The sequence below is a fragment of the Pantoea sp. X-Soil-ISGK-275 genome, assembly GCF_059730795.1.
The window spans coordinates 1,621,853-1,635,990 of the sequence record NZ_AP035976.1 but is presented as its reverse complement, the minus strand read 5'-3'; the positions used below and the strand labels follow the sequence as shown (position 1 = coordinate 1,635,990).

Here is a 14,138-nt window from a genome sequence, read left to right as displayed (position 1 = left end):
GCATTCTACTTATCTGACGCAGTGAGTCAATATAATTATCCACACACTGCGTCCGTTTGCTGCTTTTTAAATCGCATCGATCAGCTATCGAGCAAATCGCCGCGCGCGGCGCTCAAATACTGGAACATTGACCAGAAAGTCAGCACCGCGGCGATGTACAGCGCAACCACACCCACGCCTACCACCGTGGCTTCAGGACGCCACAGCAAGGCAAACAGTGAGAACATTTGCGCGGTGGTTTTCACCTTGCCGATCCACGACACCGCCACGCTGCTGCGTTTGCCAATCTCCGCCATCCATTCACGCAGTGCAGAAATAATGATTTCGCGGGCGATCATGGTTGCCGCAGGCAGCGTAATCCACCACGCGTGGAAATGCTCAGCCACCAGCACCAGCGCAATCGCCACCAGCACTTTATCCGCCACCGGATCGAGGAACGCGCCAAAACGCGTGGTCTGCTTCCAGCGACGCGCTAAATAACCATCAAACCAGTCAGTGACCGCAGCAATCACAAAGATCAGTGCAGTAGCAAAAGGAGCCCATTGAAATGGCAGATAAAACGCCAGGACAAAGAAGGGAATAAGTACGACTCGAAACAGGGTAAGACACGTCGGAATGTTAAATTGCATATGCCAGTAACTGTCTGGTGTGAGTAGGGTTTCATGTATGTTCCTACATTGCCCCCCCTCTTTCAACGTTAGTGTTTCAGTGAGTAGTAGATTTTTTCCGCCAGCGCGGTAGAAATTCCCGGCACTTTGGCGATCTCATCGACGCTGGCGTTCATCAACGGTTGCAGGCCGCCCATATACTTGAGCAGCTGTTGGCGCCGTTTGGGTCCAACGCCTTCAATGCTTTCCAGTGCGCTGGTGTTCTTCACTTTGGCGCGTTTTTTTCGGTGACCTGAAATCGCATGATTGTGAGAGTCATCACGAATATGCTGGATCACATGCAGTGCAGGCGAGTCCGGCGGCAAAGAAACGCCCTCGCCTTCCGCTTCAAAGAACAGCGTTTCCAGCCCGGCTTTACGATCGCTGCCCTTCGCCACGCCGAGTAAAATCGGACGATCTTTATCCCACGGCACATTCAGCTCGGCGAACACCTGTTTCGCCTGCGCTAACTGGCCTTTACCGCCGTCGATAATAATCACGTCGGGGATTTTGTCCTCTTCCAGCGCTTTGCCATAACGACGGCGCAGCACCTGATTCATCGCCGCGTAATCATCGCCCGGCGTGATACCTTCAATGTTGTAGCGACGATAATCGGAACGCAGCGGGCCATCACGGTTGAACACCACGCACGACGCAATGGTTTGCTCGCCCATGGTATGGCTGATGTCGAAGCACTCCATGCGATGAATGGTGTCGAGCTCGAGGAACGTCGCCAGCGCTGCCAGACGCTGTTGAATGGTCGAGTGCTGCGACAGCTTGGTGACCAGCGCGGTTGCCGCATTGGTGCGCGCCAGTTTCAGGTAGCGCGCGCGGTCCCCACGCGGCTTACTTTGAATATTCACCTTGCGCCCCGCTAGCACGCTAAGCGATTCGGCCAGCAGCTCACGTTCTGGCAGATTAAAGTCCAGCAGGATTTCCGCCGGTAAAGTGCGCGCTTCACTGCCTTGCAGATAGAACTGGCCGACAAAGGTTTGCACCACTTCAGTCAGTTCGGTATCGGCGGGCACTTTCGGGAAGTAGCTGCGGCTGCCGAGCACTTTGCCCTGACGAATAAACAGCACGTGCAAACAAGCCATGCCGGCATCAAAGGCCACGCCCATCACATCCAGGTCTTCTCCTTGGTTGGAGACGAACTGCCGCTCGGTAACGCGCCTTACCGCCTGAATCTGATCGCGTAAGATCCCTGCTTCTTCAAAACGCAGTTCCTCACTGGCCTTTTCCATGCGCTTGACCAGCTGATTGATCACCTGATCATCTTTGCCCGCGAGGAACAGACGCACGTAATCGGTTTGCTGCGCATACTCCTCTTCGCTAACCAAACCCGAAACGCAGGGTCCAAGGCAGCGACCAATTTGATACTGCAAACACGGACGAGAACGGTTGCGATACACGCTGTTTTCACACTGGCGAATCGGGAATACCTTCTGCAGCAGCGCGAGGGTTTCACGCACCGCATAGCCGTTCGGAAACGGGCCAAAGTATTCGCCTTTGGCGTGCTTCGCGCCACGGTGCATCGCCAGACGCGGATGGCTATCGCCACTGAGGAAAATGTAAGGATAGGATTTGTCATCGCGCAGCAGCACGTTATAGCGCGGCTGGTAGAGCTTGATGTAGTTATGCTCTAGCAGCAGCGCTTCCGTTTCGGTGTGCGTCACGGTGACGTCGATGTTCTGGATGTTGCTGACCAGCACTTCAGTTTTGCGACTGCCCACCTGCGTACGGAAGTAGCTGGTCAGGCGCTTTTTAAGGTCTTTGGCTTTACCAACATAGATCACCGTGCCGGTCGCATCGTACATACGGTAGACGCCGGGTTGGCTGGTCACGGTGCTGAGAAAGGCTTTGGAATTGAAGACGTTACTCACTACTGATTAATGGCTCCGCATTGAACAAGCCATGTCGAATGGCCAAATGCGTTAACTCGACGTCGCCACTGATATTCAGCTTACTGAACATGCGATAGCGGTAACTGTTAACGGTTTTCGGGCTGAGGCTCAGCTGTTCGGAGATTTCCGTCACTTTCTGCCCGCGTGTGATCATCAGCATAATCTGCAATTCCCTTTCCGACAAACAGCTGAAGGGTGATTCGGCTTTTTGCGGTTCGATCTGGCTAAGTGCCATTTGCTGGGCAATATCCGAAGCGATATAGCGTTGCCCTGAATGCACCGAGCGAATCGCACTCACCACTTCCTGCGGCGCGGCGCCTTTACTGAGATAACCCGCTGCGCCCGCCTGCATCACCTTCGCCGGCAGTGGATTTTCGGTATGAATGGTGAGCATGATGATGCGGATATCCGGGTTAAAGCGCACAATTTTGCGTGTCGCTTCCAGGCCGCCAATACCCGGCATGTTCATGTCCATCAGCACTACGTCAACCGGATTACTGCGGCACCATTTTACGGCGTCTTCACCGCAGGCCGCTTCACCGGCAATGACGAGTCCTTTCATATCTTCCAGAATGCGGCGAATACCGGCGCGGACCAGTTCATGGTCATCAACAAGAAGCAGGCTGATCAACGGGACGTACTCCGCAGGTTAAGAAAGGGAAATATATTTCAGAGCGGCTATCTTACCGGTTTTCAGGTGGAAAAAACATCTATCGCCACAGATAAATCTCAAATGAAATGATGCAAATCAATAACATTCTTTTGATCTTGCTTTTATAGCACCGGGCGAAAGCATGCAAAAATGGATAAGTAAAATTACACCTAATATCATTAAGTTATAATTTATAGCTCGATTTTATTGCCACACTCAGTTTGCCGGATAAATATCAGCTCAACGCTAATTATGATTGCTGACGAATAGCGCAATGGGCAATTAAATAGCGGTTTGGCTTTTACCGCTTCGCCTACATTAAAATTCGTGTGACAACCCTATGATATACTCTCTTTTTACGCACAGGAAGAATGTGTCTACATCGAGTAATACCACCAAGGAGTCAATTATGAGTGATGAAGATTTCGCAACTTCACGAGACACGCAGGCGCTGGCAGACGAAGTCGCCTGTCTGAAAATGATGGTGACGCTGATTCTGAAAGGAATGGGACAGGCCGATGCCGGTAAGGTGATCATCAACATGGAGCGTTATGTGCAAGCTTCGTTAGGCGATAAGCCGCAGGCGGAAGTGTTTAATAATACGATTCGTCAAATCAAAACCGCTTACCGTCAGTAAGCGGTATGCCCCGCGCGCGATGCGCGGGGTATTTAGCTGTGCGATTGCCAGTTCACTGAAACACCCAGCGATGGCAGCACCTCTTCCGGGCTAAAGCGTCGCGTTCCACGATACTTCTCCGCCAGCGCAGGTTGATCAACCGGAATGCGAATAGCAAACAGATTGTCTTCAGATTGAATCAAGCCCGGTGAAAGCGGCTCGTAGACCACCTGATGCTGTTCAAACATCTTCTCAAGCATCGGCGTCGCCGAACTGATCAAAAACTCCATGCCGCTCAGTTCTGCTAATTGCACAGAGTGCCACAAAATACTCAGCGGCAGCTCTGCATCGACTTCAAGGCGCGCCGAGAAGCGCGACATTTCCCAAACCTTTTCCTGATCGAAAGGCAGAACAAAACCCTCAGGCACTTCAGGTTCATGCCATGGCAACAGACGTGCGCAACCGCAAATACCCTGACGTGCGTTCCAGGCAATCAGCCAGGTAACATCTGAACGATCAAACCGGTCGTACTCTTGTCCTGGCGTACTTAATCGTGGTGGAATAGACCACCCTTCGCCGCGCGCAAACACGCTGTAGCGATACGTTCCCAGTTCTGCCAACAGTGAGGACGGCATATCCTTAAGCTGTGTTTGAATTACTTTCATCATGCGCCTCTGACATCCCCATGTATGCAATGATTTCTTTGAGCCAGCCTGGCAACATTGCGCGCAGGGTAGACAACTGACACTGGAGAAGGAACTACTAAAATTAGTAGTTGCGTTTTCGCTATATCAGGCCAACCGCTGCGGCATAACAGGCAATCTGCGTTTTATTGGAAACATTAAAACGCTTTTGCATATTCTTTTGGTGAAAATTCACCGTATGTTCAGATATGGCTAAAATAAGTGAAATTTCCGCAGACGTTTTTCCTTCCGCCGTCCATTTCAGAATTTCTAATTCGCGCTGACTAAAATCGTTAGATAAAACGACCATAGAATCATCATTCAGACGCTTCAGCACGCGCAAACTCAGTTCCGCCAGAAGATGCAGTTTCACCTCTAGCTGTACACGTAAGTGTTGGGTCTTACTGTGAAGCGTCGATGCAATAGATAATATACCAATGGTACGATTGGGTGCCATTGCTGAGCAGGAAAAGCCGCTCATTAATCCTGCGGCGTTAGCTTCCGCCCATAAATTACCCGCACCAGTAAATAAATCGCGCGTCCATTCCACACCGCGTCCCGGCCGCTGACAGAGTAGCAGCACCGGATCGACCGTATAATAGTTCTCATTTTCGTAGCGTTTTACCCAGCTTTCCGGGTACGTACTAAACAAAAACAGGCGCGGCCGGGTAAAAGGCACCGGATGCTGAACCAAAAAAGCGAAGTAATCAAAACCCAGCTTTTCAATCTGCTGCTGCAATAGCGATTTCAAATGCGCTACTTGTGTTAGCGACAGAAATTCATTTTCCATTTCGCCTCGCCAGGCGAAATAATTATCGGTCGTCATTATTGCCTTAGCGCTGTTTCACGCTTTTACATTCTGAAATTGATTCTTGTTAACGCAAAAAAAATAAATTAGCCAGACAAAAAATATTGATTGAAAAGAGAGCATATTTGTCAGCAATGAGCATAACTCTCCTAATGTCAATGCGTTAACGTAAGGGAAATGTGTAAGTTCTCGCTATTTGTTAACAGGTTCACAACTTTAATTCCTCAGCAGATTAGAATAGGATTTTTCTGAAGTAGTTTCAATCACCCGTTTGATTGAAAATGGACGTTAGATTGATAAATTTTTAGCATCGTCAATAACTAAAATTAACGTGTGAAAAAGCACATTCTTTTGCTATCAACGGCATTTCTGCGTTGAATTAGTTTTGACTCGATCTTAATCCCATTTGTTTCTGCGGTTAAGATAATGCTTTTGGTAATAATGTGATTACTCTCATGCTGATTCACGGCTACGCTTAATACTCGCTGCATGAGAAATGAAGGCAAAGAGGCAATGGGATCAGTGCTGCCGAACGACTCAGGCGCATTGTCGTAGGTAGGTGGGAAACTTAGCGGAACCGACTATGTTGAACCAGTTGGCATTACCTTTCCTTGTTCTGGGCGGCTGTACTGCCCTGATGATTCTAAAAGACCTGTTACGCCATCCGCATCCTGTCGCGGTGATGAATATCATTTGGCCTGTTACTGGCTTGTATATGCCTTTTATTGGCTGGATAGCCTGGTGGTACTTAGGCCGTAAGCCATCACAACAGCAAAAACTTGCGCTGCTGGTTCCTCAAGAAATACGCAGTAATGCCAGTTGGCAAACCATATTTATTTCTACTTCATTATCTGCAGCGGCCTGTATATTCGGCGATATAATGACAATCCCGATAGTCACATTACTAAAACAATTTGCCTTTAATCCAACGATGGGGATACAGGCGCTTATTTGCATTATCGTTTCATTGTTCATCGGATTACTATTTCAATTCCTGGCGATTCGTCAACGTGAAAAACATTCATTTGGCGGCGCATTATTATTGGCGTTGAAAACCGAGATTTTCCCCCTGCTGATTTATCAATTAGGTATTTTTATCTTTATGGCGCTGGCCCTAAAGTTTGTGCTGCACGAGCAAGTCAATCCGCTGCTGGTGGCATTCTGGTTTATGCTGCAGCTGGCAATAATGATTGGCTTTATTTTCTCCTGGCCGGCTAATCATTTCCTGATAAAGCGTGGGCTTAATCCTGCAGTATAGCTAACGACAGTAACCTGTACCGCGCATGCCGAGATGAAAATGGCTGGCATGCGCAGCGTTGTAATCAGGGCCCAGCGCATTACCGAACGTGGCGCAGCCGTTACGCCACAGCGCATGCAGTCCTGCCGCCGCATCCTCCGGCTGTTGCCAGTTTTTCCCGACCTGTAACCAACGCCCGTTCGCCAGCTGAAATCCAGTGATATCCCAGGCATCAGCGCTGGCGTGCTCACTCAAACGCCCTTCCTGGCGATGATAGATATTGCGACAAGCGTAGCTGCCAACATGAGCAATGCGTTTCAGCGGGCTGTCAAAACCGGCCTGGCGTAACGCGCTATCGCTGTTAGTCACGAACATGGTGCTGGTCACCGCCATTGGACAGCTGGCGAGAAAACTGCTGCTAAGAGAAACATCGCCATAGCCGCTGATGCGTAACGGCTGTTCGATTGGACAATCACCCTGCATCGGCGGCACGGCGCGAAACTGCACCAGCTGCTGTTCGCTGGCTTGCCGCATCACCGCCATGCAGGCGGCCGGATCGCCACTTAGCTTTTTCAGCTTGTAGCGCGTCATCCAACCGGGCGGATCGGTAACGTTGAGTGGCGTGAAGGGATTCCACTGAGGCGGCAGATGGCTTTTTAACCACGGCAAACTGAGCCAGCCGCAAACAGCCAGCAACGCGACGGCGAACAGAGCGCGCACAATGCCTCACTTTTCCTGATGAAATGAACTAACAAGTGTAGAAGTCATGCGGATGGAAAGTGACGTAAATCGCTTAATTGTTGAAGATTTACGCAAAATGACTGCGCTTTAAACTCTGTAAATAATTACTGACACAGCAAAGCGCGTAAAAGGTCACAAAGGGGGAAAAACCATTACCGAAACTGCTTAGCTTTCCACTATCTTATGCCACTTGCCTATACAACGGCTCATAACGATTGCCCTAAATAATTCGAGCCGCAGGAAGGCGGCAAGTGTGTGAATCCTCAGGAGCTTACTTTAGTAAGTGACTGGGGTGAACACGCGTAGCCAACGCATCTGCGGCTCGAAGTATGACGGGCAAAACAGCCATTAGAGCTGACACAACATCCCGACAGGAAAGAATAATTTATGGTTGATCAATTAAAAGAGGCGCTCGTTGAGGCCGAACAGCCGGATAAGCTCCAGCGTAGCCTGCATAATCGCCACATTCAGCTAATTGCCATCGGTGGCGCCATCGGCACCGGGCTGTTTATGGGCTCGGGTAAAACCATCAGCCTCGCCGGGCCGTCGATCATTTTCGTCTATATGATCATTGGCTTTATGCTGTTCTTCGTCATGCGCGCCATGGGCGAACTGCTGTTATCCAACCTCGAATACAAATCCTTCAGCGATTTCGCCGCTGATTTACTTGGTCCGTGGGCGGGCTATTTTACCGGCTGGACATACTGGTTTTGTTGGGTGGTGACCGGCATTGCCGACGTAGTCGCCATCAGCGCCTATTTTCAGTTGTGGTTCCCGGACTTCTCCATCTGGATGAGCGCCCTACTGTGCGTCTTTGTCTTCCTTGCGTTGAACATCGCCACGGTGAAGCTATTTGGTGAGATGGAATTCTGGTTCGCGATTATCAAAATCGTCGCCATTGTGGCACTGATTATTACCGGCATTGTGCTGGTGAGCATGCATTATCCGTCGCCGAACGGTGGCACCGCTTCCCTGAGCAATATCTGGGATCACGGCGGCATGTTCCCGAAAGGACTGAGCGGCTTCTTTGCCGGCTTCCAGATTGCGGTTTTCGCCTTTGTCGGTATTGAGCTGGTTGGCACTGCGGCAGCAGAAACCAAAGATCCGCACAAAGTTCTGCCACGCGCGATCAACGCCATTCCGCTGCGTATCATTATGTTTTACGTGCTGGCGCTGATGGTGATCATGGCGGTAACGCCGTGGAATCAGGTGCTGCCGAATCGCAGCCCGTTCGTTGAGATGTTTGTATTGATTGGCTTGCCTGCTGCTGCCAGCATCGTCAACTTCGTGGTACTGACCTCCGCCGCCTCTTCCGCCAATAGCGGAATCTTCTCCACTAGCCGCATGTTGTACGGTCTGGCGGAACAAGGCGTGGCGCATAAAGCCTTTGGTCGCCTCTCCGCGCGTGCGGTGCCAACCACCGGCCTGTTCTTCTCCTGCCTGTGTCTGCTGGCGGGCGTGGCGCTGATCTACCTGATTCCGGATGTGATGACGGTGTTCACCATGGTTACTACGGTGTCGGCGATTCTGTTTATGTTCGTCTGGACCATCATCCTGTGCAGCTATCTGGCGTACCGTAAGCAGCATCCACAGCGTCATGCCGAATCGACGTTCAAAATGCCGCTGGGTAAGTTTATGTGCTGGGCGTGCATGGCGTTCTTCGCCTTTGTGCTGGTGCTACTGACGCTGCAGGAAGATACCCGTCAGGCGCTGATGATAACGCCGCTGTGGTTTGTGATCTTGACCATGGGCTGGTTGCTGCGCCGCCGTAAAGCGTAAAACGTTAGTCGTAGGGTCGCCATTTATGGCGATCGATTCCCCATAAGCATTGGTCGCCATGAATGGCGACCCTACGGAATCAGAGTCGTTCGCGGAGTTTGTGCCATGCTTGCGACAGCGAGGGACGCATCGACGGTTCACGTTGTGGCGCGAGCGCTGGCGACTGCGGCGACCCCAGATTAAAAGTAAAGGTGTAATCCGGCTCTTCCCCCATGCGCAAATCGCTGATCAACGTACGATCGCCCTGCTGCTTCATCGCGTAAAAACCATGACTAAACCACGCCACACGCTCGGCATGCCATTGCCCTTTGAACGGCGCAAACAGCGCGGGCTGACGATCGTGCCAGCTGATTTGCAGCGGACGCTCCGGTGACAGCAGCGACCAATAGGCTTCGCCATAGCGATCCGGCGTCATGATCACCGTGCGCCACACCAGCGTATTAAACGCGGTCGGCGTCACCAGCAGTTGCTCCGGCTGCACCGATTGCTGCGTCAGCGCTTGCTCAATGTGCTGCGTCGCAATGCTCTGTGCCACCATGCTCCAGCCGAGATAGAGCGTACTCACCAGTAATCCCGCCTGATTCCAGCGCAACCCCACCGCATCGCGTCGCCACAGGGCGACCAGCAGCGCAATCAGCAACGGCAAGGTATACAGCGGATCGATGATGTACATGCTGCCAATGGCATAGGGGAAATCGGTGAGCGGCAGGCCCAACTGCGTGCCGTAAACCGTGGTGAGATCCAGCAGCGGATGCGTTATCAGCGCCAGCCACATCGCCAGCGTCCAGCCGCGCCAGTGCGCGCGACTGCGTGTCGCACCGGCCACCAGCCAGCCGAGCAGCGGTGCAAATAAAGTGAGAAATATCAGCGCATGACTTTCGGTACGATGCAGCGTCATATTACGGATAGCATCGCCGTGATCGATAAACACGTCGAGATCCGGCAAAGTGCCCGCCACCCCGCCCACCAGCGCGGCTTGCCACAGCGGAACGCGTTTGCCCATCACCGCAACGGTGACCGCCGCGCCTAACGTCAGTTGTGATAACGAATCCATGCACTCTCCTGAACCAGCGGGATCAGCGCACGCGGATCCCTTCAATAATCATGCGTTGCACATTTTCCAGCGTCTGTTCAAAGAACGCCGCATCGTTCAACGTCTGACCGGTAATCGCTTCCACCTGCGAGGCGAAATCCGCATAGTGCTGCGTGGTCGCCCACAGCAGGAAAAACAGGTGCTGTGGCTGCACGCCCGCCAGCCGCCCTTCGGCGATCCACTGCTCGATAATCGCTGCCTTCTCATCCACCAGCGCTTTTAAATCACCGGCCAGTTCACCTTTGAGCAGCGGCGCGCCTTGCAACATCTCAAGGCAGAACAACCGCGAAGCTTGTGGATGATCGCGCGAGACTTCCAGTTTGAGGCGAATGTATTGACGAATGGCCGTCAGCGGATCGTGATCGTGCTGCAGCGCACGCAACGGCGCCAGCCACACATCAAGAATCTCTTTTAAAACCGCCACATACAGCACTTCTTTCGATGGATAGTAATACAGCAGATTGGTTTTCGAGACATCGGCGCGCTCCGCCACTTTATCCAGGCTGGTACCGTGAATGCCGTATTGCGAGAAGAAGGCTAATGCCGCTTCCAGAATGGCTGCCCGCTTTGCGGCGACCGCACGCGAACGGCGTCCCGGTTTTTTTTCATCGCTTTTCACACTGTTACCTCTTCCGTCCTGCGTGAACGCATCATAACAAAGGCCTTCTTTCCTGCCTAATCGCCCGCCTGCACCTTTTTTGACCATGTCGCGCATGAAAAACGTGCAGAACGTTTTGACCAAACGGTCTAAATTGGACCAATCACTCCAGTTTACAAACATCGCTACTTTTAACACATTGTTATTTAAGTCTTTTGAAAATGTGGCACAGCCTTTGCAATTTTGTGATGGAGCGCCGCCCGCAGGATGCGTGCAGGAAGCAGCGCAGCGCGTGAAGCAGTCCCCGTCTAATGCAGAGAGGTTTCACATGAAAATTGGCGTCTTTATCCCGATTGGTAATAACGGCTGGCTGATCTCCACCCATGCACCGCAATACAAACCGACTTTTGAACTGAACAAAGAGATCGTGCTGAAAGCAGAGCATTATCATTTCGACTTTGCCCTTTCGATGATCAAGCTGCGCGGCTTTGGCGGTAAAACCGAGTTTTGGGATCACAACCTCGAATCCTTCACGCTGATGGCGGGACTCGCGGCGGTGACCTCACGCATTGAGATTTACGCCACCGCCGCCACGCTCACCTTACCGCCCGCGATTGTGGCGCGTATGGCGTCCACCATTGACTCCATCTCCAATGGCCGCTTCGGCGTCAACCTCGTTACCGGCTGGCAGAAACCCGAGTACGAGCAGATGGGCTTATGGCCGGGCGATGCCTACTTCTCCAGTCGTTACGAATACCTGACCGAATACGTCACCGTGCTGCGCGATCTGTGGGGCACCGGCCAAAGCGACTTCAAAGGCGAGTTCTTTACCATGAACGATTGCCGCGTCAGCCCGCAGCCGCAGAAACCGATGAAAGTGATCTGCGCCGGCCAGAGCGATGCGGGCATGGCGTTCTCGGCGCAGCATGCCGATTACAACTTCTGCTTTGGCAAAGGCGTCAACACGCCAACCGCCTTCGCGCCAACCGCCGCGCGTATGAAGCAGGCTGCTGATAAAGCGGGCCGCGACGTCGGTTCTTATGTGCTGTTTATGATCATTGCCGCCGAGAGCGACGAAGCTGCACGCGCCAAATGGGAGCACTACAAAGCCGGTGCCGATGAAGAGGCGCTCGCCTGGCTCACCACGCAAAGTCAGCAGGACACCAAATCCGGTAGCGACACCAACGTGCGCCAGATGGCCGATCCGACCTCCGCCGTCAACATCAACATGGGCACGCTGGTGGGTTCTTACGCCAATGTGGCACGAATGTTGGATGAGGTTGCTTTAGTCGATGGTACGCAAGGCGTGTTGCTCACCTTTGACGACTTCCTGCAAGGCATCGAAGATTTCGGTGAACGTATTCAGCCCTTAATGCAGTGTCGCCACGATTTAATCGCATCCCAGCAGGAGGTTGCCTGATGAGTACCGTTGTTTGCGCCCACACCTCAACGTTACCGAACGTCACCTTGCCGGCGCGCCCGGAAGCCATCGCGCTGCCGCCCGCGCAAAGTGCGCTGATTGTGGTGGATATGCAAAACGCCTACGCCACGCAAGGCGGCTATCTCGATCTGGCGGGCTTTGATGTCTCCGCCACCAAACCGGTGATTGCCAAAATCCATCAGGCGGTCACCGCCGCGCGTGCCGCCGGGATGCAGATCATCTGGTTCCAGAACGGTTGGGATGACCAATACGTTGAAGCCGGTGACGCGGGATCCCCGAACTTCCACAAATCCAACGCGCTGAAAACCATGCGCAAGCGCCCGGAATTGCAGGGCACGCTGCTGTCGAAAGGCGGCTGGGATTATGCGCTGGTCGATGAACTGGTGCCGCAGGAAGGCGATATCGTGCTGCCGAAACCGCGTTACAGCGGCTTTTTCAACACTTCGCTCGACAGCATGCTGCGCAGCCGTGGCATTCGCCATCTGGTGTTTACCGGCATTGCTACCAACGTCTGTGTGGAATCGACGTTGCGTGACGGCTTCTTCCTGGAGTATTTCGGCGTGGTGCTGGAGGACGCGACCTATCAGGCAGGCCCGGCGTTTGCGCAGCAGGCAGCCATTTTCAACATTGAAACGTTTTTTGGCTGGGTCAGCGATACCGACACGTTCTGCGAAACGTTGAAAAGTTAACGCCTCAATTCACCTGCACATCAATAAGAAGAGGATTTCGCCATGCCTAAAAGTGTGATTATTCCGCCCGGCAGCGGTACGCCAATCGCGCCATTCGTGCCCGGCACCTTAGCTGACGGTATTGTGTACGTCTCCGGCACCTTGCCGTTCGATGCCAACAACAATGTGGTGCACATCGGTGATGCCGCCGCGCAAACGCGTCACGTGCTGGAGACCATCAAAAAGGTGATCGAAACCGCTGGCGGCACGATGGACGACGTGACCTTCAACTCGATTTTTCTCACCGACTGGAGCAACTACGCGGCGATTAACCAAATCTATGCCGAATATTTCCCCGGCGATAAACCGGCACGCTTCTGCATCCAGTGCGGCTTAGTGAAACCGGATGCGCTGATTGAAATTGCCACCGTTGCGCATATTGGGAAACAGGAGGCGTGATGCATCTGGAGATTCAGGGTTTAACCACTGAAGATGCGCCGACGCTGGTGCTCGCCTCTGGTTTGGGCGGCGTCGCCGGTTTCTGGCAGCCGCAGCTGGCGGCGCTGACGCCGCATTATCGCGTGGTGACCTACGATCAGCGCGGCACCGGCCGCAGCGCAGATACGCTGCCGGACGGCTACAGCATGGCGATGATGGCAGCAGAACTGGCGGAGGCACTGGAACAGCACGGCATCCAGCGTTACGACATTATCGGCCATGCGCTGGGCGGCTTAATCGGCCTGCAGCTGGCGCTGGACTTCCCGCAGCGCGTGGGCCGCGTGGTGGTGATCAACGGCTGGCTTTCGCTCGATGCGCACACGCAACGCTGCTTCCAGGTACGTCAGGATCTGCTGATGAACGTCGGCGTCGAAGCCTTTGTGCGTGCACAGCCGCTGTTCCTCTATCCCGCTGAATGGCTGGCGCGCAATCAGGAGCGCATTAACGCGGAAGATGCACACCATGTTGCCCATTTCCAGGGCATGGAAAACCTGCTGCGCCGCTTGCATGCGCTAAAGAGCGCGGATTTCCGGCCACAGGTGGCGCGCATCACCCAGCCAGTATTAGCGATTTGCAGCCAGGACGATCTGCTGGTGCCGTGGAGCTGCTCACCGCAGCTGGCGCAGACGCTGCCCAACGGCAGCCTGATTGAGATGGCCTGGGGTGGACATGCGATGAGCGTCACCGATGCCGACAACTTTAATGCGCTGCTGCTGCGCTGGCTGGCCGACACGGCTGCGCCTGCTCAGCGTGCGGCCAGCTAATCACAGGAG

15 protein-coding genes are annotated in these 14,138 nt (G+C 53.2%); 7 read left to right on the top strand and 8 right to left on the bottom strand.

The genetic code is table 11. The annotated features are described in order from the left end of the window. Positions 1–80: 80 nt before the first annotated feature. The 3 genes from pgsA to uvrY all read right to left on the bottom strand — a co-directional run bounded on the left by pgsA (position 81) and on the right by uvrY (position 3,182). Positions 81–629 carry a CDP-diacylglycerol--glycerol-3-phosphate 3-phosphatidyltransferase gene (gene pgsA / locus AC6I8A_RS07570; RefSeq protein WP_265297118.1) on the bottom strand — a complete coding sequence of 183 codons (549 nt, stop codon included), beginning with the start codon at positions 627–629 and terminating at the stop codon, positions 81–83. Positions 630–697: 68 nt separating this feature from the next. Further along, positions 698–2,530, bottom strand: a complete 1,833-nt coding sequence (gene uvrC / locus AC6I8A_RS07565) for an excinuclease ABC subunit UvrC (RefSeq protein ID WP_265297119.1) — start codon at positions 2,528–2,530, stop codon at positions 698–700. Then, the gene (gene uvrY / locus AC6I8A_RS07560; protein WP_008102320.1) at positions 2,523–3,182 is read right to left on the bottom strand and encodes a UvrY/SirA/GacA family response regulator transcription factor; all 660 of its coding nucleotides are present in this window, start codon (positions 3,180–3,182) and stop codon (positions 2,523–2,525) included. The genes uvrC and uvrY overlap by 8 nt, the downstream gene beginning before the upstream one ends. Before the next feature lie 430 nt (positions 3,183–3,612). Here uvrY and AC6I8A_RS07555 point away from each other — a divergent pair, with 430 nt between their 5' ends. Then, the gene (locus tag AC6I8A_RS07555; protein ID WP_007887303.1) at positions 3,613–3,840 is read left to right on the top strand and encodes a DUF2594 family protein; all 228 of its coding nucleotides are present in this window, start codon (positions 3,613–3,615) and stop codon (positions 3,838–3,840) included. Between the two features lie 32 nt (positions 3,841–3,872). Here AC6I8A_RS07555 and AC6I8A_RS07550 read toward each other — a convergent pair whose 3' ends face one another. Continuing rightward, a complete protein-coding gene (locus tag AC6I8A_RS07550; RefSeq protein WP_256698392.1) occupies positions 3,873–4,484 on the bottom strand; it encodes an acyl-homoserine-lactone synthase in 612 nt (203 codons plus the stop codon). Positions 4,485–4,605: 121 nt separating this feature from the next. Next, the gene (locus AC6I8A_RS07545; protein WP_256696141.1) at positions 4,606–5,328 is read right to left on the bottom strand and encodes an autoinducer binding domain-containing protein; all 723 of its coding nucleotides are present in this window, start codon (positions 5,326–5,328) and stop codon (positions 4,606–4,608) included. A gap of 565 nt (positions 5,329–5,893) precedes the next feature. Between AC6I8A_RS07545 and AC6I8A_RS07540 the strand changes: the two genes are divergently transcribed. Next, complete coding sequence (locus tag AC6I8A_RS07540; RefSeq protein ID WP_265297120.1) at positions 5,894–6,568, top strand: DUF4396 domain-containing protein; 675 nt, start codon at positions 5,894–5,896, stop codon at positions 6,566–6,568. Here AC6I8A_RS07540 and AC6I8A_RS07535 read toward each other — a convergent pair whose 3' ends face one another. Further along, positions 6,569–7,267: an extensin-like domain-containing protein gene (locus AC6I8A_RS07535; RefSeq protein ID WP_256696139.1), complete on the bottom strand. Its 699-nt coding sequence runs from the start codon at positions 7,265–7,267 to the stop codon at positions 6,569–6,571. Between the two features lie 408 nt (positions 7,268–7,675). On the opposite strand from AC6I8A_RS07535, the gene cycA reads away from it, so the two are divergent. After that, positions 7,676–9,067 carry a D-serine/D-alanine/glycine transporter gene (gene cycA, locus AC6I8A_RS07530; protein WP_265297121.1) on the top strand — a complete coding sequence of 464 codons (1,392 nt, stop codon included), beginning with the start codon at positions 7,676–7,678 and terminating at the stop codon, positions 9,065–9,067. 79 nt (positions 9,068–9,146) lie between these two features. Here the strand turns inward: cycA and AC6I8A_RS07525 are convergent, their stop codons facing one another. Together AC6I8A_RS07525 and rutR are read right to left on the bottom strand one after the other, a co-directional pair. Next, complete coding sequence (locus AC6I8A_RS07525) at positions 9,147–10,121, bottom strand: metal-dependent hydrolase (protein ID WP_479486898.1); 975 nt, start codon at positions 10,119–10,121, stop codon at positions 9,147–9,149. Between the two features lie 22 nt (positions 10,122–10,143). Next, positions 10,144–10,779, bottom strand: a complete 636-nt coding sequence (gene rutR / locus AC6I8A_RS07520) for an HTH-type transcriptional regulator RutR (RefSeq protein WP_036649823.1) — start codon at positions 10,777–10,779, stop codon at positions 10,144–10,146. A gap of 307 nt (positions 10,780–11,086) precedes the next feature. Between rutR and rutA the strand changes: the two genes are divergently transcribed. The 4 genes from rutA to rutD are packed head-to-tail and all read left to right on the top strand — an operon-like array spanning position 11,087 to position 14,129. Then, positions 11,087–12,178, top strand: coding sequence for a pyrimidine utilization protein A (rutA, locus tag AC6I8A_RS07515; protein ID WP_008109441.1), 1,092 nt, complete (start codon positions 11,087–11,089; stop codon positions 12,176–12,178). Beyond that, positions 12,178–12,888 (top strand): pyrimidine utilization protein B, encoded by a 711-nt coding sequence (gene rutB, locus AC6I8A_RS07510; RefSeq protein ID WP_179451326.1) that lies wholly within the window; start codon positions 12,178–12,180, stop codon positions 12,886–12,888. The genes rutA and rutB overlap by 1 nt, the downstream gene beginning before the upstream one ends. Before the next feature lie 42 nt (positions 12,889–12,930). After that, a complete protein-coding gene (gene rutC / locus AC6I8A_RS07505; protein WP_265297126.1) occupies positions 12,931–13,326 on the top strand; it encodes a pyrimidine utilization protein C in 396 nt (131 codons plus the stop codon). Next, positions 13,326–14,129: a pyrimidine utilization protein D gene (gene rutD / locus AC6I8A_RS07500; protein WP_436332259.1), complete on the top strand. Its 804-nt coding sequence runs from the start codon at positions 13,326–13,328 to the stop codon at positions 14,127–14,129. Before rutC ends, rutD begins: the two co-directional genes overlap by 1 nt. The last annotated feature ends 9 nt before the right edge of the window (positions 14,130–14,138 follow it).

What these genes read in the sequence shown, in the direction of transcription:
- rutC (WP_265297126.1), top strand. Translation starts at nt 12,931, where the DNA reads ATGCCTAAAAGTGTGATTATTCCGCCCGGCAGCGGTACGCCAATCGCG.
- rutA (WP_008109441.1), top strand. Translation starts at nt 11,087, where the DNA reads ATGAAAATTGGCGTCTTTATCCCGATTGGTAATAACGGCTGGCTGATC.
- pgsA (WP_265297118.1), bottom strand. Translation starts at nt 629, where the DNA reads ATGCAATTTAACATTCCGACGTGTCTTACCCTGTTTCGAGTCGTACTT.
- rutB (WP_179451326.1), top strand. Translation starts at nt 12,178, where the DNA reads ATGAGTACCGTTGTTTGCGCCCACACCTCAACGTTACCGAACGTCACC.
- AC6I8A_RS07555 (WP_007887303.1), top strand. Translation starts at nt 3,613, where the DNA reads ATGAGTGATGAAGATTTCGCAACTTCACGAGACACGCAGGCGCTGGCA.
- cycA (WP_265297121.1), top strand. Translation starts at nt 7,676, where the DNA reads ATGGTTGATCAATTAAAAGAGGCGCTCGTTGAGGCCGAACAGCCGGAT.
- AC6I8A_RS07550 (WP_256698392.1), bottom strand. Translation starts at nt 4,484, where the DNA reads ATGAAAGTAATTCAAACACAGCTTAAGGATATGCCGTCCTCACTGTTG.
- AC6I8A_RS07525 (WP_479486898.1), bottom strand. Translation starts at nt 10,121, where the DNA reads ATGGATTCGTTATCACAACTGACGTTAGGCGCGGCGGTCACCGTTGCG.
- rutD (WP_436332259.1), top strand. Translation starts at nt 13,326, where the DNA reads ATGCATCTGGAGATTCAGGGTTTAACCACTGAAGATGCGCCGACGCTG.
- AC6I8A_RS07545 (WP_256696141.1), bottom strand. Translation starts at nt 5,328, where the DNA reads ATGACGACCGATAATTATTTCGCCTGGCGAGGCGAAATGGAAAATGAA.
- AC6I8A_RS07540 (WP_265297120.1), top strand. Translation starts at nt 5,894, where the DNA reads ATGTTGAACCAGTTGGCATTACCTTTCCTTGTTCTGGGCGGCTGTACT.